The sequence below is a fragment of the Mycobacterium sp. 852013-50091_SCH5140682 genome (assembly GCF_001665685.1).
Classification (GTDB): Bacteria; Actinomycetota; Actinomycetes; order Mycobacteriales; family Mycobacteriaceae; genus Mycobacterium.
Map to the genome: position 1 here is coordinate 32245 of NZ_LZTB01000118.1, position 16564 is coordinate 48808.

The 16564-nt window shown below is 66.9% G+C and carries 14 protein-coding genes and 1 pseudogene; 6 read left to right on the forward strand and 9 right to left on the reverse strand.

Annotated elements, in window-relative coordinates; translation table 11 throughout:
* Position 1 precedes the first annotated feature (1 nt).
* From A5784_RS29765 to A5784_RS29800, 8 genes and pseudogenes are all read right to left on the reverse strand, one after another.
* Positions 2-811, reverse strand: a complete 810-nt coding sequence (locus A5784_RS29765) for an SDR family oxidoreductase (protein ID WP_064948460.1) — start codon at positions 809-811, stop codon at positions 2-4.
* Positions 808-1662: an acyl-CoA dehydrogenase family protein gene (locus A5784_RS29770; protein ID WP_064948461.1), complete on the reverse strand. Its 855-nt coding sequence runs from the start codon at positions 1660-1662 to the stop codon at positions 808-810. The genes A5784_RS29765 and A5784_RS29770 overlap by 4 nt, the downstream gene beginning before the upstream one ends.
* Positions 1659-2897 (reverse strand): CaiB/BaiF CoA transferase family protein, encoded by a 1239-nt coding sequence (locus A5784_RS29775; RefSeq protein WP_064948596.1) that lies wholly within the window; start codon positions 2895-2897, stop codon positions 1659-1661. The genes A5784_RS29770 and A5784_RS29775 overlap by 4 nt, the downstream gene beginning before the upstream one ends.
* Entirely contained in the window at positions 2894-4063 is a 1170-nt protein-coding gene (locus A5784_RS29780) for an acyl-CoA dehydrogenase family protein (protein WP_232006294.1), read from the reverse strand. Before A5784_RS29780 ends, A5784_RS29775 begins: the two co-directional genes overlap by 4 nt.
* An 88-nt stretch (positions 4064-4151) precedes the next feature.
* Entirely contained in the window at positions 4152-5093 is a 942-nt protein-coding gene (locus A5784_RS29785) for a PDR/VanB family oxidoreductase (RefSeq protein WP_064948462.1), read from the reverse strand.
* A 121-nt stretch (positions 5094-5214) separates the two neighbouring features.
* A complete protein-coding gene (locus A5784_RS29790; RefSeq protein WP_064948463.1) occupies positions 5215-6006 on the reverse strand; it encodes an IclR family transcriptional regulator in 792 nt (263 codons plus the stop codon).
* Between the two features lie 12 nt (positions 6007-6018).
* Positions 6019-6606: a TetR/AcrR family transcriptional regulator gene (locus A5784_RS29795; protein ID WP_156750852.1), complete on the reverse strand. Its 588-nt coding sequence runs from the start codon at positions 6604-6606 to the stop codon at positions 6019-6021.
* An 80-nt stretch (positions 6607-6686) separates the two neighbouring features.
* Positions 6687-8222, reverse strand: a pseudogene (locus A5784_RS29800) ((Fe-S)-binding protein); the annotation flags it as partial.
* On the opposite strand from A5784_RS29800, the gene A5784_RS29805 reads away from it, so the two are divergent.
* A complete protein-coding gene (locus tag A5784_RS29805) occupies positions 8194-8460 on the forward strand; it encodes an FCD domain-containing protein (protein ID WP_082945161.1) in 267 nt (88 codons plus the stop codon). The pseudogene A5784_RS29800 and the gene A5784_RS29805 overlap by 29 nt on opposite strands.
* 59 nt (positions 8461-8519) lie before the next feature.
* Here the strand turns inward: A5784_RS29805 and A5784_RS29810 are convergent, their stop codons facing one another.
* Positions 8520-9446, reverse strand: coding sequence for a LysR family transcriptional regulator (locus A5784_RS29810; RefSeq protein WP_064948599.1), 927 nt, complete (start codon positions 9444-9446; stop codon positions 8520-8522).
* A 41-nt stretch (positions 9447-9487) separates the two neighbouring features.
* Here A5784_RS29810 and A5784_RS29815 point away from each other — a divergent pair, with 41 nt between their 5' ends.
* From A5784_RS29815 to A5784_RS29835, 5 genes are all read left to right on the forward strand, one after another.
* On the forward strand, positions 9488-10645 hold the full coding sequence (locus A5784_RS29815) for a Glu/Leu/Phe/Val family dehydrogenase (protein ID WP_064948465.1): 1158 nt from the start codon (positions 9488-9490) through the stop codon (positions 10643-10645).
* Positions 10642-12009, forward strand: a complete 1368-nt coding sequence (gene hglS / locus A5784_RS29820) for a 2-oxoadipate dioxygenase/decarboxylase (RefSeq protein WP_064948466.1) — start codon at positions 10642-10644, stop codon at positions 12007-12009. Before A5784_RS29815 ends, hglS begins: the two co-directional genes overlap by 4 nt.
* A complete protein-coding gene (amaB, locus tag A5784_RS29825; protein ID WP_064948467.1) occupies positions 11999-13534 on the forward strand; it encodes an L-piperidine-6-carboxylate dehydrogenase in 1536 nt (511 codons plus the stop codon). Before hglS ends, amaB begins: the two co-directional genes overlap by 11 nt.
* The gene (locus A5784_RS29830) at positions 13531-14694 is read left to right on the forward strand and encodes an NAD(P)/FAD-dependent oxidoreductase (RefSeq protein ID WP_064948468.1); all 1164 of its coding nucleotides are present in this window, start codon (positions 13531-13533) and stop codon (positions 14692-14694) included. The genes amaB and A5784_RS29830 overlap by 4 nt, the downstream gene beginning before the upstream one ends.
* A 413-nt stretch (positions 14695-15107) precedes the next feature.
* The gene (locus A5784_RS29835) at positions 15108-16517 is read left to right on the forward strand and encodes a DHA2 family efflux MFS transporter permease subunit (protein WP_064948469.1); all 1410 of its coding nucleotides are present in this window, start codon (positions 15108-15110) and stop codon (positions 16515-16517) included.
* The last annotated feature ends 47 nt before the right edge of the window (positions 16518-16564 follow it).

Below are 16564 nucleotides of genomic sequence, written 5' to 3' on the forward strand. Positions count from 1 at the left end.
TTCATTCTCCCTTTCCGGGTGTTACCGGGATCGGCGGTCGAGATGGTTGCTCCGCTGTGCCCGCATGCATCGACACACCGACCGAGCGGCCACCGTCGGCGGCGAACACCGCGCCGGTGACGTAGCGCGCGTGTTCACTGAGTAGGAATGCCGCGACATCGGCGATCTCCTGTGTGCTGCCGAACCGCCCGAGGGGGATCAGGTCGAGCATGCGCTCCGCCGCGCCCGGGCCGGACAGGATTCCAGCAACCGCGTTGTCGGTGGGCACGAACCCGGGAGCCAGCGCGTTGACGCGGATATCGTGCGGCCCCCACTCCCGCGCCACCGATTTGGTGAAGGCGATCATCCCGCCTTTGGCGGCAGCGGAATGGGCGACCAGGGGCGCACCGGTCCACCCGTAGCTGGCGACGATGTTCAGGATCACTCCCGGCTTTCCGTCCCGGATCAGCCGTCTCGCCAGGGCCTGTGAGGCGTTGAACGTGCCGTACAGCGAGATCTCGACGACGGACCGGAACGCGTGATAGCTCATGTCGACCGTGCGCGCCGCGAAGTTGCCCGCGGCATTGTTGACAAGACCGTCCACGCTGGGCAGCGAGTCGACCAGTCCGGCGACCACGTGGTGATCGCGCACGTCGGCTGCGAAAGTCGAGACGGTCCCTGGGCCGTCCGACAGTCCGCTGGCGGCGGCGCCGAGCTTGTCCGGATTCCGGGACACCAGCACAGCATGGTCACCGTCAGCCACCAGCCGTGCCGCAATGCCATAGCCGATGCCGGTCGCACCTCCGGTCACGATGATGGTTCGGCCGGTCATGCGTCGACGCGCGTCAGCGCCGTGACCATGGCCGGGGTCCACGCACGCAGTGCATCGACGCGGCGGGAATACCGTTGCAGCGGATACTCCAGGGTGAACCCGAGACCGCCGAGGATCTGGTGGCATGCCCGCACCACCCCGAACGCGGTGACCGGCGCCTGCTGCAGCACGTACGGGTCGGCGCCGCGATGGGCGGCCATCTGCAAGCCTTCGCTTGCCGTAGCGCAGTCGGCGATCTTCTTGGCGACGGCATCTATATCGGTCAGCGGTCTACCGAACGCGATGCGCTGCCCCGCGTGCCCACCGGCCAGTTCGAGCGCGCCCGCGCACAATCCGGCCAGATAACCAGTCATCGCGGCCGTCCATGCATCCACCGCCCGGTCGTCGGGCGTGGCGCCGGGGACGGTTGTGCCGACCGCGACCATCGCGATGGCCTGGGCGTCGACATACCGCACCGGATCCACTGCGGTGACCTCGGCCAGTACCGCGCCTGTTGCACCGCACAGCCACACCTGCTGGCCCGCCTCCGCATATCGGGCGAGTGCCGGCCCGTCGGTCACCTCCGGGCTCAGGGCGACAGGGTGTCCGAGGAGTCGGTCGACGACGTCCAGCGGTGCCAACGCACGACCGAGTTCGACCGCGGCGGCACCAAGGAACTGCGGGCCGACCGGTTCGGCCGCCACTTCGAACCAACCGGCTTCGGACAAAAGGCTGTGCAACGGGCTGTTCCGGTCGTCGCAGATCGCGGTCGGTCGCCAGGCGTCCGGGGTCGGCACCGATTCGCAGATCCGGCGGACGGTGTCGGAAAAGTCGCGGATGTCGGATTGCGGTGGGCTCACAGTTGCGGTCATCGACCTATTCCTTCGGCGTCTTGGGATTGGCTGAGTTCGGCTTGGATCACGTCGGTGTGGGCGCCGAGGGCGGGCGCGGGATCGGCATGAGGCTCGGCCGAGCCGTCGATCTTGAACAGGGTGCCGAGCACGCTGACGCGCCCGATACCGGGTTGATCGATGGTTTGCACGAGCCCATTGGCCTGCACTTGATCGGCGTGATGGGCGGCACCGATCTCGCGCACCGGGCCGGCGGGGATGCCCCGGTCACCGAAGCGCTCCAGCCAGTGTGCGACCGTGTGCTGTGCGATGGCCGAAGCGAAGTGGTCTTTGAGCTTGCTGCGTGCGGTGTACTCGTCGTCGTCGGCCGGCACCGCCTGTGGATTGGCCGCCCACGGGTCCTGCACGCCAAGCAGGTCTTGCACCCTCAACCGCTGGGCCAGATTGAGACAGGCCAGCGCCACGAACCCGTCAGCCGCGCGATAACACCGATAGTACGGCTCAAGTTCATCGGATTCGGCTGCCGCCGTGGCGATCTCGCTCAACCGACGGTCGTCGCAGAAGGTTCGGGGATTGGCAGGGGTTTCTGCGGCCAGTGCTACGAACCGTTGCACCTGCACGGCCAGCGATGCCCCCAGCAGCGACACCTCGATCCCGCGGGCGGCGGTGCCGTCACCCGAACGGCGAAAGCGGTCGGTCAACCCGAGTAGCGCCGCTGAGAAAGTGAGCAGGCCGGCGGTCAGGTCGGCCATTGCGATCCCGCCCGATCGCCTGGGCACATCGTCGCCCGGACGGGCGTCGGCCAGCAGCAGACCGGATGCGGCCTGCGCGATCAAGTCGTAGCCCAAGGTGACCGCCTCGGGACCGTCGCTACCGAACGCCGAGACGCAACACCACACCGCGTGCGGGTTGACCGCGGTGACGCTGTCGCGGTCGAGCCCGAAGGCACGTGCCCGGGCCATCGGCATGTTGTGCACGACGACATCGGCGGTCCTGATCAGGGCATTGCTGAACTGTTGTCCTGCTTCGGTTTTCAAGTCCGCGACCACGGACTTTTTGTTGCGGTTCAGCGACACGAACCACTTGCCACCGTCAGGCGTCAGCGGTTCGTAATGCCGCCACGCATCACCCTGCGGTGGTTCGACTTTGATAACTTCGGCACCCAGGTCGGCCAGCAGCATGGCCGCGAATGGTCCGGCCACATACTGGGCGTAATCCAGGACACGGATGCCCTCCAGCGGCATTCGGTTGGTCATGACCACGAGCCGATCCGCCGCCGCGAAATGTTCTTGCGCTGGATGTCCGAAACCCCGCCGGCAATCGTTGTTGCCACAGCGGCGCGGGCGAACGCGGCCAGCTTGCCGTCGAGGACTGCTCCAGGACCATTCTCGATGAGGGCGCGCGGACCGATCAGCTCAACGGCGGTGGCGGCGAGTTCCTGCATCAGCAGCGCAATAGACAGCTTCGCCATCGACGATTCAGCGCTGGCATCCATCCCCTGGGCGAGGCGCTGCGTGGCACGCCTGCCGTGTTCGCGGGCGATGTGCACGTCGCCGCGAATCCGGCGCATCGTGCGCCGTCCGGCTGCGCCGGTGACCAGCGGATCGAGTTCGTCGAGCAGGCGCAGCATGACCCCAACCTTCTCGCTGGTTACGCGCTCGTAGTCCAGCGTGCCCATCAGGATCTGCCAGCCGCCGTCGATCTCACCGACAACCTGGTCGACCGGCACCGCGACATCGGTGAGGGTGAGCTCGCCGATGGTGCCGCCCCCCAGCGTCTGATGCACGTCGATCACGATGCCGGGGGTGGTGATGTCGGCCAGTAGCACCGACAGTCCGCGGTGGCGGGATTCGGTGCTGCCGGTGCGCACCGCGAGGTACACCCAGTCGGCGTGTTCGGCGCTCGAGGTCCAGATCTTGCGGCCGTTGACAATGAACCGGTCGCCGTCCCGCCGTGCGGTGGTGCGCAGAGAACCCAGATCCGTTCCGGCCTCTGGTTCGGAGAAGCCCTGGCAGAAGATCAGTTCGCCGGCTGCGATCCGGGGGATGAACGCCGCGCACATCTCCGCAGTCGCGTACTGCAGCAACGCGTTTCCAATGGTCTTGACGGAGAGTAGGTAGCTGGACATCGGCAGCCACCGGTAGCCCATCTCTTCTTCGGCGGCAAAGGTGACCATGGGATCGAACCCGCCGCCGCCTAAATGCCGGGGCCAGTGCAGTCCGATCAGCCCGGCCTTGCCATACGCGGCGTAGGCCTGTCGCGAGTCGGCGTCCGATGGTGAGCCCTGGGTGGGCGGGACTCCGCATCCGAGGATCGCGAACTCTTCGGCCAGCAGGGCGAGATCCTGGGCGGTCTGTTCGGTGACGGTTTCGGCGGTGGCGGTCATGGGGTGCTGGGCTCCGATGAGGATCGTGACTTTCACTGATTGAAAGTCAACTTTTACTTGATGAATCTTATGAAGGCGTCGGTCGAAATGTCAATGAAATTGGGAACTTTTACTGACTCGAGAATCAGATGTCGAGCACCAGACGCGGCGAACGGGACCGCCCGACGCAGATCATCATCACGTCGTTGGCGGCCCTCTCCTGCGGGCTGAGGATGTCGTCGGCATGCTGCGGCTCACCGGCGATGACTCTGGTTTCGCAAGTGCCGCAATACCCTTCGCGGCATGCCCAGGGTTGGCCGGGCACCACCTGCAGTACCTTGTCCAGGATCGACGATCCTTCGTCGACGGTCACGGTCACCCCGGCCTTGGCCAGCTCGACCTCGAACGTCGCCCGCCCGCCCGCGTCTGTCACACCGGCGGCCGGACCGAACCGCTCGACATGCAGACCGCCTACGTGGCCATTGGCTTCGACGGCGGCGGCGACCGCCGCCAGCAGCGACTCGGGGCCACAGCAGTACACGAGCGTGCCGGCCGGACACCCGGCCAGCTCGGCGGTGATATCCATCCGTCCGGCCTCATCCTCGGGCACCAGCACGGCCGCCGGTCCGTACTCGCAGATCTCATCGCGATACGCCATCGAAGATCGGGTACGTCCGCCATAGACGACACGAAATGCCTTGCGCGCCTTCGCCACGGACCGGACCATCGGCAGTATCGGCGTGATCCCGATACCGCCGGCCACGAAGAGGAAGCGCTTGGCGTCCACCAATGGGAAGTGATTCCGCGGTGGGCTGACCTGCAGTACCGTACCCTCCCGCACATCGCGGTGAAACTCGGTGGAACCGCCCCGGCCCGCCGGCTGTTCCAGGACCGCAACGGTGTAGCCGGTGCGATCTTCGAAATCACCACACAGTGAGTAGTGCCGGATTGATCCGGACGGCAGAGTGAACTCCAGGTGCGCGCCGGGCGTCCATGGTTCCAGCAGTTTGCCGTCCGGGCGCTGGAGTCGGAACGAGCGAACGCCGTCGGCCTCTTGCCGGACGCCGCTCACGACCAGCGTGTTCACCGCAGTCGATCCCGGCAGGTTCCGAAGAGTGAAACGAACTTCCGCATGGCGAGCACCCTACGGACGCGGTCGCGGCCGCGTCAAGACGTTACTGACTTCATAATCAGTAGGTACTGATCAATTAGTCAGTAAGAGTGCTTTCCAGAGAACCGATTTCGGTTGCGATTCCCAGCAGCAACGCGGTCGTAGTCGCGCGGAACTCGGGAGTTGCCCGGCTGACTGGCAGCGAGACGTTGATGGCTCGCAGCGACCCGTCGGGGCGCGCCGGCAGACCGACCGCCAGCGACGTCAGCCCGATTTCGAACTCCTCGTCGGAGACCGCTATCCCATCGTGCCTGACCATCTGCAGCCGCTTCTTGAGTTCCGACCAGTTGGCCGCGGTGTGCGGGGTCGTCTGGTCGTAGGGTCCATGCCCGAGCCGCGCGATCACATCGTCGTCATCAAGCTGTGCCAGCAGCGCCTTCCCCAGCGCCGTGTTGTGCGCACTCAGGCGCAGACCCACCGTCACCTGCGGGGTCAGGATGCGGCCACCGGGGACACCGTCGAGATAGACGACAGATGAGCCAAGCAGGGTGGCGAGATTGCATGTCTCGCCGGTGCTTTCGGATAGTTCCTGAAGCTTTCGGCGGATGACGGCGGACGGGTCGTTGCGCGCGATCAAGGGACCGGCCAACCGCAACACTGCTGCACCCAACCGGTAATTGCGGCCACCGGCGACGGGTTCCAGGAACTCGTGGCTGACCAGGGTGCGGACCAACCGGTGAATTGTCGGCATCGGCAGGCCGCAGCGGGCGGCCAGGTCGCTCTGGCTGAGCTCGGCCTCGGCGCCGGAGAACTGCTCGAGGATCTCCAGGCCGCGACTGAGGGTGCGAACCGCGGCGGCGCCGGTGTCCGGCGCATCTGCTGCTGGCATGGGCCAAAGCTACTATGTGGGCCGGAGCTCGAATTCGAGCACCTCGTCGATCCATTTCTTGCGTTCGGTGGCGCTCGGCCCGCCGCCTCGCACCACGGCCTGCACGGCGAGGCCGTCGAGCAACGCGGTGATCCGTGCCGTGGATACCTCGGGAGCCCGGCAGTCGAACTCCCCCGCGTCATTGCCTTCGACGATCAGGTCGCAGACCGCCGACCGCCACGCATTATCGATATCGCGCATCGCCTGCACTAGGCCCGGGTCACGCAGCGCCGCTGCCCACCCGTCGATCCACAACCGCCAGCCGGGCGCTCCGCCGGCCGGACTGTAGAGCTTGATCACCGCGCGCAACCGCACGAAGGCCGACGTCTTCCTGGCGACGATCTTGGCGAGGTCGTCGAGGTCGCGTTGCATCGCACGGGGAAACGCCTCGGCGAGCAGCGCCTCTTTGGTCTCGAAGTGGTAGAAGATCAGCCCGGTGCTGACACCCATCGCCGCGGCTACGTCGGCGACTCGGGTCGCTGCGATACCGCGCTGCGCGATCTGCTCGACCATCGTGTCGATGATCTCTTCCCGCCTGACCAGAACCCGTTTGCGCGCCACGGCGCTAACAGTAACCTCTCAGGCTCCGCTTTCAGGTGACCACTGCCGGTGTGCGCGTGCACTTCGGACTGACCATCCGGTCAGCAGGGACCCGCGATCCGGTCGGCGAGAAGCTGAGCCAGGTGGCTGCCGTGGCGATCGGTCAGGTCGTCGAGTTGGGTACGGCAGGAAAATCCGTCGGCCAGGATGACCGCCCCCGGGGGCGCCGTTCGCACAGCCGGTAACAACTGCTGTTCGGCGACGGCCACCGAGACCTCGTAGTGGCCCTTCTCGATCCCGAAGTTGCCTGCAAGGCCGCAACATCCGCCTAAATGCATCAGCTCGGCACCCGCGGCTCGGAGCAGCTGCGCGTCCGTGCTCCAGCCCATCACCGAGTGATGGTGACAGTGTGGTTGCGCAACCACGGTGGTGCCCGTCAATGACGGCGGTTGCCAACCGCGTTCGGTCAACAGCTCGGCTAGCGTCCGGGCGGCGGTCGCCACGGCATCGGCACGAGGGCCACCGACCAGTTCGGTCGCTTCCGAACGCAGCACCGCCGTGCACGATGGTTCCATGCCGAGGACGGGGATGCCTCGATCTGCGCTCGGGGCAAGGACTTCCAGTGTGTGGCCCAGGATGCGCCGTGCAGCTGTGAGCTGGCCGGTCGAGATCCAGGTCAGCGCGCAGCATTGTTGTCGTTCGGTGAGCCGCGGGTGTAACCCGGCGGCCTGCAGCACCCGGACCGTGGCGATGCCGATCTCGGGCGAGAAGTAGTTGGTGAACGTGTCGACGAAGAGCAGGACATCGTCTGCGCTTTCCTGCGTGGCTGGGACGTTGCGTCGGAACCAAGACCGGAACGTCTCGCCGGTGAACCGTGGGATGGACCGGCGGTGATCCACCCCCGCCGCGGCCAAGGCGGCGCGGCCGACACCGGGCAGCGCGACGGCCGCATTGACCAGCGACGGTGCAGCGGCTGCCGCCCGCGCCCAGCGCGGCAGCCAGCCCAGGGAATAGTGCGATGCCGGCCGGAGCCGGTGCCGATAGCTCTGGTGTAGCACCTCGGACTTGTAGGCGGCCATGTCCACCCCGGTCGGGCAGTCCGATGCACAGCCCTTGCAGGATAGGCAAAGGTCAAGGGCCTCATGCACTTCCGGTGACCGCCAGCCGCCGCGCACGTCGGTACCGTTGATCATCTCCTGCAGCACCCGGGCGCGACCACGGGTGGAGTCTTTCTCCTCTCGGGTGGCCTGATACGACGGGCACATCACCCCGCCGATTCCCGTGTTGTCCGCGCGGCATTTGCCCACCCCGGTGCACCGGTGTACCGCCTGGGTGAAATCGCCGCCGTCGTGCCGGTACGCCAGCCCGAGACCACGCTGCAGAGCCGGTGCAGCGGGGACGCGCAGATCGGCATCGAGCGGCGATGGATCTACCGCAACACCCGGGTTGAGCAGGTTGTCTGGGTCGAACGCATGCTTGACAGCGCCGAGTAGGGCCAACGCGTCGGGTGAGTACATCAGCGGCAGCAATTCTCCGCGCGCCCGCCCGTCCCCGTGCTCCCCCGAGAGCGAACCGCCGTAGCGGGCAACCAGAGCGGCGGCGGCGAACATGAAGTCGCGGAATACCCCGGTGCCACCGGTGCTCGGCGCCACCACCGAACGCACCCTCTTCGAGATCGACGCCGAACATCAGCCGATCGTCGCCGCCATCATCGCCAACCAGCCTGCCGCGGCCGTCGACGCGATGCGGCGGCACCTGACCTCCACCGGCCGCCTGCTGGTCACCCAGGCAGTCCACGATCAGGGCTCCGCCTTGGACCCCGAGGCGATCTGGGCGCACGCCGTCGGCGGGCACGCCGACAGTTTCTTGGCCTGAGCATCACCAACGCGCGGCCTCAGGCCCTTCTGTTCGGGCCCACCAATCGGGCAGGGTGATCATCGACCGGCAACCCACACATGCCGGCCCAGATCGGCGGCACGCACGCTGGCCCTGAACGATCTGACCACCTCGGGGATCAACGGGTTCGACGCATCGCGGCGAAACACCAGCGACACCTCCCGTTGCGCCCACTTCGACTGCACCGAAAGCACATTCACTCGATCATGCGACACCACCCCGAACGCCGGAACGATGGCGACGCCCAGGCCCGCCGCCACGAATTCGGTGACCAGGTCGTAATACTCGGTACGCAGCGCGACGGTCGGCACGAAGCCGAGCTCCGCGCAGATTCGGTAGGTGGTGGCCTCGCCCGCGGTTCCCGATCCACTGGTGATCCAGTCGGTCTCGGCGAGTTCGGCCCCAATCGTCGCGGTGCTGCCGACCCCAACGCCCGGCGGACTGAGCAGCACAAGAGCTTCAGTCAGCAGCACCTCCCGGTCCAGCCCGTCCGGCCAGGTTCGGGTAATCGCCGCGTACTCGTAGCCGAAAACGACATCCAGTTCCCCGGATTCGACCATGGCGATCGTCTCGGACGGTTCCGCGATGCGAAGGCTCACCTCGACCGAAGGATGCGTGCGGCGCAGATCGGACAGCGCCGCGGGCAGGATCCGCGCACCGGCGGTCGGGAAACAACCAACCTTCACCCGCCCGGCCCGCCCGGCTGCGATGGACCTGGCGTCGGCATCGAGTTCGGCCAGATCCACCAGCACCCGGCGAGCCCGGTCGGCGAGCAGCCGCGCCGGCGCGGTGATCTGCACGCCACGGGGCCCGCGCTCGAACAACGTCAGACCAGTCGTCCGTTCCAGGGCCTCCATCTGCTGGGACACCGCCGACGCGGTGTAGCCGAGTTCGCGGGCCGCCGACGCAAACGAACCCGTGGCGACCACCGCCTGCAAGGTCTGCAGGTGGACGGGATTGAGCACCCGACCATTGAACACCCAAGCCATCACCGAGGAGCACAGCGATGATGGATTTGCTTACCCAGATTGACGAATGGGGACCGGAGAAGATCGTTGTGGTCTCCGATTCCAGGACAGGCATGAAGGGTGTACTTGTCATCGACAACACCGCCCGCGGGATGGGTAAGGGCGGTACCCGGATGGGCCCTGGGGTGTCGGTGTCCGAGATCGCCCGCCTCGCGCGGGTGATGACGTGGAAATGGGCCGGCGTGGACATGTTCTTCGGCGGGGCCAAAGCCGGCATCGTCGGCGATCCGGCCGCACCGACAAAAGAGGAGTTCCTGCGGGCGTTCGCCCGCAAGCTCAGCAACGAGGTGCCGCGCGAGTACGTGCTGGGCCTCGATATGGGGCTCAACGAATACGACGCCGCCATCCTCGCCGATGAACTCGGCGACCGCGGAGCCGCCGTCGGCAGCCCGCACGAACTCGGCGGGGTGCCATATGACCAACTCGGCGTCACCGGCTACGGCGTGGCCGAGTCCGCCCACGTCGCCGCGACGCGCCTGGGCCTGGACCTGGCCGGCGCCAGAGTCGCCGTGCAAGGGTTCGGCGCCGTCGGCCGGGCCGCCGCCCGCCGCTTCGCTGAGTACGGTGCCGTCATTGTCGCTGTGTCGACTTCCGTTGGCGCTCTCCATGATCCCCGCGGCCTGGACCTCGCAGAGCTCGAACGCCTGTCGGCCAGCTACGACGATGACGCAGTCAACCACTACCGCGGCTGCACGGTGCTGCCGGTGGGAGCCGAGCTCGCAGTGGACTGTGACGTCCTGGTACCCGCGGCCCGCCAGGACGTCATCGACGCCAGGGTGGCAGGTGAGGTCAAGGCCAAGCTCGTGGTCGAAGGAGCCAACTTGCCTGCGACCGCGGAAGCGCTGCAAATCCTGGCCGAACGTAAGATCCTCGTGGTACCCGATTTCGTCGCCAACGCGGGCGGAATCATCGCCGCCGGAGTGGCGATGGACGCCCGCTACTCACCGTTCCGACCCGATCCCGACGCCATTCTCCCCTTGGTGGCCAAGCGGATTCGCACCACTACAACCGAAGTTCTCGACGCTGCGGATGGCACCGCACGGCTGCCGCACGACGCGGCCCGAACGATCGCCCAGGCGCGCGTACGGGCCGCGATGCGAGCACGCGGCCAGATCAACGGAAAGGCCGTCCGATGACCGAGTTCCAGCCGACGGCACAACTGCGCGCCCGGTTCGCCGCGGCGCTGTCCCACATGTATGGGCGCGAAGTACCCGCCTACACCACGCTGGTGGAGGTGGCGAACGAGATCAACACCGAACTAGGCGGAGATGCCCGGGTGACCGCCGAACGGCACGGCGCCATCCGGGTCGGGACGCCACGCGAACTGCACCAGGTCGGCCGGATCTTCGCCGGCTTCGGGATGTATCCGGTCGGCTTCTACGATCTGCGCGACACCGGTGCGGTGCCGGTACCGGTGGTGTCGACCGCTTTTCGACCGATCGATGAAGATGAGCTGCAACGCAACCCTTTCCGCGTGTTCACCTCGATGCTGGCCGTTGACGACGACCGGTTCTTCTCACCAGATCTGCGCAGCAGGCTGCGCAACTTCCTCGATGGCAGAACCTTGTTTGGCACCGAACTGCTGCAACTGGCCGACCGCGCCGCCGAAAACCGCGGATTGGCCGCCCCGGACGCCGACCGGTTCGTCCAACTCGCCACCGCCGCGTTCGAACTGTCCACCGAACCCACCGACCGGGCCTGGTACCAGGAGCTGGCCGAGATATCGCCGGTCGCAGCCGATATCGGCGGTGTCACCCGGACCCATATCAACCATCTGACGCCCCGGGTGCTCGACATCGATGAACTGTATCGACGACTGCAGGCGCGAGGGTTGCAGCTCATCGACAAGATCCAGGGGCCGCCGCGCTGGAACGGTCCCGATGTCCTGTTGCGACAGACGTCATTTCGGGCGCTCGACGAGCCGCGCCTATTCCTGGAGGCCGACGGCACCGTGGCCCCGGGAACCACCCGCGTTCGATTCGGCGAAGTGGAACAGCGCGGGGTCGCGCTGACCGCGCGGGGACGCGGCCGCTACGACGAGTTGATGCACCGGACGGACGCCGCAGCGGCGACCGGCCTGTCCTGGCAGGACGCCGGGAGGCAGGTCTGGGAAAGCTCGGACTTCCCCACCGATCACGACGGGATGCGCCGCGCCGGGCTGGCGTTCTACCGCTACCGCCGCACCGCCGCCACACTGCCACCGGCTCACAACCTCGACCGGCTGATCGAATCCGGTGCCGTCACCGCCACGCCGATCGTGTACGAGGACTTCCTGCCGCGCAGCGCCGCGGGCATATTCCAGTCCAACCTCAGCGCCGAAGGCAGCATGCACGGTGACCGCGTCGCAGCCCGTTACGACATCGACTGGCTGGCATCCACATTGGAACGCACGGTGCACATACCTGAGAACCTCTATGCCACCCAAAGCGAACGGTCACTACGTCACCTCGGCCTAGACCCGACCGCCACTTCACCCCTGGAGAACAGCCATGCCCTGTGATGATTTCCCCGCCCCCAACGAACTCGCCGCACAAGCCGCTGCCGTACTGTCTCGGCTGGGGTTACGCCTGGGCCAGCCCGGCCGCGGTGAGGTGATCTCAGGCAGCCCCATCGACGGCACCCAGTTGGCCGTTCTTCCCGCTGCGACAGCTGCCGAGACCGAGGCCGTGGTAACCCTGGCCGCCGAGACGTTCCGGTACTGGCGAACGGTGCCCGCACCGCGGCGCGGTGACGTGGTACGCCGGCTCGGCCAGCTGCTCGGTGAGCACAAGTCCGATCTCGCCGCGCTGGTGACCCTTGAGGCGGGAAAGATCGAATCCGAAGCGCTCGGCGAGGTCCAGGAGATGATCGACATCTGTGATTTCGCCGTCGGGTTGTCGCGGCAGCTGTACGGCAAGACGATGCCATCGGAGCGTCCCCTGCACCGGCTCAGCGAAACCTGGCATCCGCTCGGCGTGGTGGCGGTGATCTCCGCCTTCAACTTCCCGGTGGCGGTGTGGGCATGGAACACCGCGGTGGCATTGGTCGCCGGGGACACGGTGGTCTGGAAGCCCTCGGAGATCACGCCATTGACGGCAGCCGCGTGCACCGCCCTGCTCGACCGCGCGATCCAGGACACCGGTGCGCCAGCGGGTATCCACCAGCTTGTGCAGGGCGGCCGCGAAGTGGGCGGCGTCCTCGTCGACGATCCTCGGGTAGCCCTGGTCAGCGCCACCGGGTCGGTGCGCATGGGCCGCGAGATCGGGCCGAAGGTGGCTGCCCGCTTCGGTCGCAGCCTGCTTGAACTCGGCGGCAACAACGCCGTTATCGTCACTGCCTCGGCCGACCTGGATCTGGCGGTACGCGGCATCGTCTTCGCCGCCGCCGGTACCGCCGGGCAGCGCTGCACCAGCCTGCGCCGGCTGATCGCGCATCGATCGGTGGCCGACGAGATCACCGCTCGCATCGCCGACGCGTACCGCCGTCTACCGATCGGCAGCCCACTGCAGCCCACCACGCTGGTCGGACCACTGATCCACGAGGGCGCGTTCCGCGCCTTCGAGGACGCGTTGGCGAAGGCCCAAGCCGACGGCGGCACCATCGTCGCCGGCGGCCATCGGGTTCTCACCGACCGTGCACCACACGCCTACTACGTCGAGCCCACCATCGTGACCATGCCCCACCAGGGCTCCGTCGTACACGACGAGACCTTCGCACCTATCCTCTACGCGCTGACCTACGACGAATTCGAAGCCGCCATAGAGCTCAATAATGCAGTGCCACAAGGTCTTTCGTCGGCTATCTTCACCACCGATCAGCGCGAGGCGGAGCTGTTCGTGTCGGCGTCCGGATCCGACTGCGGCATCGCCAACGTCAACATCGGCACATCCGGCGCCGAGATCGGCGGGGCGTTCGGCGGTGAGAAGGAGACCGGCGGCGGCCGCGAGTCGGGCTCGGACTCATGGAAGGCGTACATGCGCCGCGCGACCAACACGGTGAACTACTCAACAGATCTGCCGCTGGCGCAGGGCGTGGTGTTCTCATGACGGTCACCGGCGTCGCCTGGGACGATGACCCCACCGTCGCGGCGTGGCCCGGCCTGCCTGTGCTGAACGGCGACCTTACCGCCGACGTGTGCGTGGTCGGCCTCGGGGGCTCTGGGCTAGCGGCGATCAGCGAACTGGTGGAGCGCGGACTGTCGGTCGTCGGCCTCGACGCGAGCCGAGTGGGCGCGGGTGCGGCGGGCCGCAACGGCGGTTTCCTACTGGCTGGCCCGTCGGCGTTCCTGCACCGCGCCGTGCAGCGGTGGGGGTCGTCGTCGATCGCGCTGTACCGAGACACACTCGACGCGTTGGATCGACTCGAGGAACAGCTAGGCCCTGAGGTGATCCGCAGGACGGGATCGCTGCGCCTTGCAGGACTGCCCGGCGATCCGGTGGACGAGGCCGAACAGGCCGACCGAGACCAGGACCTGGCCGACTGCGCCGAACTGTCCGCCGCGCTGCGGGACATCAATGTGGCCGTCGAGAACTATGACGGCCCATTAGGGCGGGGACTGTTCCTGCCCGACGACGCGGCGATGAACCCCGCACGGCGTGCGCTGGGCCTAGCCCGGCGAGTCCGCTCGCACGCCGCGCTTTTCGAGCACTCCCCTGCCGTGTCTATCGCTGGCCGCACCGTGCACACCCCCAGCGGAACCATCAGTGCCGGGACTGTCCTGGTCGCCGTCGACGGCGGACTCGAAGTAGCACTGCCCGCGTTACGTGGACGGGTCCGGACCGCCCGCTTGCAGATGCTCGGCACCGGCCCGGCCGGACCGGGGCGCCTGCCCTGCCCGGTGTACTGCCGCTGGGGATACGACTACGCCCAGCAAGACGATGCTGGGAGGCTGTATGTGGGCGGTGGTCGGGACAAATTCGTCGACACGGAGTGGACCACCGATACCGCTCCCACGCCGGATGTGCAGAGCTACATCGAGACGGTGGCCCACCGGATGGCGGGCGGCCCGGTCACCGTCACCCGCAGGTGGGCAGCCTCGGTGTCCTACACGACAGACGGGCGCCCGCTGTGCACGACGGTCGACCCCGGGGTCATCGCATACGGCGGCTACAACGGCACCGGCAACTTAGTCGGGCCGGTCGCGGCACAAGCCGCGGTCGCGCTCGCACTCGACGGCACACCCGTGCCCGACTATCTGTGCGGTTGAGCCGACACCCGCACCGACTACCGTCGGCCATGGCAGACGAGGGTACTCGTCGTGTCCCTCTCCTGAGTTTCGTCAAGTCTTTTGGCTCCATTGATCGGCACGGATTTTGGCCCCAGTGCTTGTGGTTGAGGGCTGGCGCGTAGGGGTTCTCGGCTGGTTCCTCCGGTTGGAGGATGTGCTTCATCCTGAAGATGGTCTGGTTGACCGATGATGGCGCGAATTTGGAAAGTTCGGTAGTGTGCGAGCGAATCGGTGCATGTCGTTGTGGCATGCCGTCTTTTGTGTGTGAAGGAGAGGTTCGGTGCGAGTCAGCGCAAGCGTGACGGTTGCCCCTGCGGGGGCTTCGTACGCTGCTGCGACGCGCCGTGTTCTTCACCGCGCTCGGGCGGCCTGTAACAAGGACATCCAACGAAATGAGTTCTACCAACACTGATGTGAGGGTGCCGCGCGAGCGCGGCACGCAGGCAGCGTTATATGCGCTATGTGTCAGTTTCTTCATGATCGGGCTGGACGCCACGGTCGTTAACGTCGCTATTCCGGCGATGCAATCGTCGCTGGACGCGACTTTGAACGACATGGTGTGGGTCAACAGTGCCTACGCGCTGTGTTATGCGGTGCCGCTGATCCTGGCCGGACGCCTCGGTGATCAATTCGGGCCCAAGCCGGTGTTTATGGTCGGGTTGGCTGGATTCACACTGGCCTCACTGGCGTGTGCGATGGCGCCCACTGCTGGGGTGGTGATCGCCGCACGGGCCATCCAGGGTGTGGCCGCGGCATTGATTGCCCCGCAGACGATGAGTCTGATCGTGCACCTGTTCCCGGTCGAGCGCCGCGGCGCCGCACTGGGGATCTGGGGCGCAGTCGGTGGGGCGGCGATGGCCGCCGGCCCGCTGGTCGCCGGGCTGATGATCGCCACCGCTGGGTGGAAAGCGATCTTTTTGATCAACATTCCCATCGGGATCGGCGGGTTCATCGCCGCGGTGCGGCTGGTTCCTGATCACCGACCCCACCGCCAGCATCGGCTCGATCTACTCGGTGTGGTGCTCAGTGGGGCCGGAGTGTTCGCGGTGGTGTTCGCTATTCAAAGCGGCGAGCAATACCGGTGGGGCCCGATCGCCGGGCCGATCTCGATCGGCTCAGTGGCGGTGTTCGGCGTGCTGTGCCTGGCCGCGTTCGTGGCCTGGCAGCACCGCAACCCAGCCGAGCCGCTGCTGCCGTTGCGGTTGTTCGCCAACCACAACTTCTCGGCCGCGAGCACTGCGGGCCTGGCGATGGGCGCGGCCATGGGTGGGCTGTTTTTGCCGATCATGGTGTATCTGCAAACCACGCTAGGATATTCGGCGCTGGCCGCCGGGGCGTTGACGGTGCCGATGTTCGTGCTGTCGTCGTGGTGTGCCCGGGTAGCCGGGCGAGCCTCGGATCGGCTCAATCCCGCGCGGCTGGCCGGATTAGGGTTCGTCGCGTTGACACTGAGCATCGCCGTGCTGGCGTTGCTGTTGGGTCCTGGTGTGTCGTTCTGGCTGCTGCTGGGCCCGTTTCTGGTCGCCGGTGTGGGCATCGGCGCTGTGTCGGCACCGTTGGCCGGGATCGCCACCCGCAACCTGCCCACCGATCTGGTGGGCGCCGCCTCGGGGGTGTTTAACACCACCCGACAGGTCGGCGGGGCGATCGGCAGCGCCGCTACCGGGCTGCTCCTGCAGGCCGCCCTGGGCCCGGACACCACCACAGCTACCCAGGCTGCGCTCGGATTTCCGATCGTCATGCTGATCGTGGGTATCGGATGCTGCGCCCTGGTGCCCATCCCTGCATCACGCGCCGCGTGACACATGGTGGCCGGTTGATCGTTTCGCCAACGCCTGGCGGCGGTCAA

Bases quoted from the DNA above. Each gene is read 5' to 3' on its own strand.
- A5784_RS29765 (WP_064948460.1), bottom strand. From the start codon at position 811: ATGACCGGCCGAACCATCATCGTGACCGGAGGTGCGACCGGCATCGGC.
- A5784_RS29770 (WP_064948461.1), bottom strand. From the start codon at position 1,662: ATGACCGCAACTGTGAGCCCACCGCAATCCGACATCCGCGACTTTTCC.
- A5784_RS29775 (WP_064948596.1), bottom strand. From the start codon at position 2,897: ATGACCAACCGAATGCCGCTGGAGGGCATCCGTGTCCTGGATTACGCC.
- A5784_RS29790 (WP_064948463.1), bottom strand. From the start codon at position 6,006: ATGCCAGCAGCAGATGCGCCGGACACCGGCGCCGCCGCGGTTCGCACC.
- A5784_RS29805 (WP_082945161.1), top strand. From the start codon at position 8,194: ATGAAGTCGCGGAATACCCCGGTGCCACCGGTGCTCGGCGCCACCACC.
- A5784_RS29815 (WP_064948465.1), top strand. From the start codon at position 9,488: ATGATGGATTTGCTTACCCAGATTGACGAATGGGGACCGGAGAAGATC.
- hglS (WP_064948466.1), top strand. From the start codon at position 10,642: ATGACCGAGTTCCAGCCGACGGCACAACTGCGCGCCCGGTTCGCCGCG.
- amaB (WP_064948467.1), top strand. From the start codon at position 11,999: ATGCCCTGTGATGATTTCCCCGCCCCCAACGAACTCGCCGCACAAGCC.
- A5784_RS29830 (WP_064948468.1), top strand. From the start codon at position 13,531: ATGACGGTCACCGGCGTCGCCTGGGACGATGACCCCACCGTCGCGGCG.
- A5784_RS29835 (WP_064948469.1), top strand. From the start codon at position 15,108: ATGAGTTCTACCAACACTGATGTGAGGGTGCCGCGCGAGCGCGGCACG.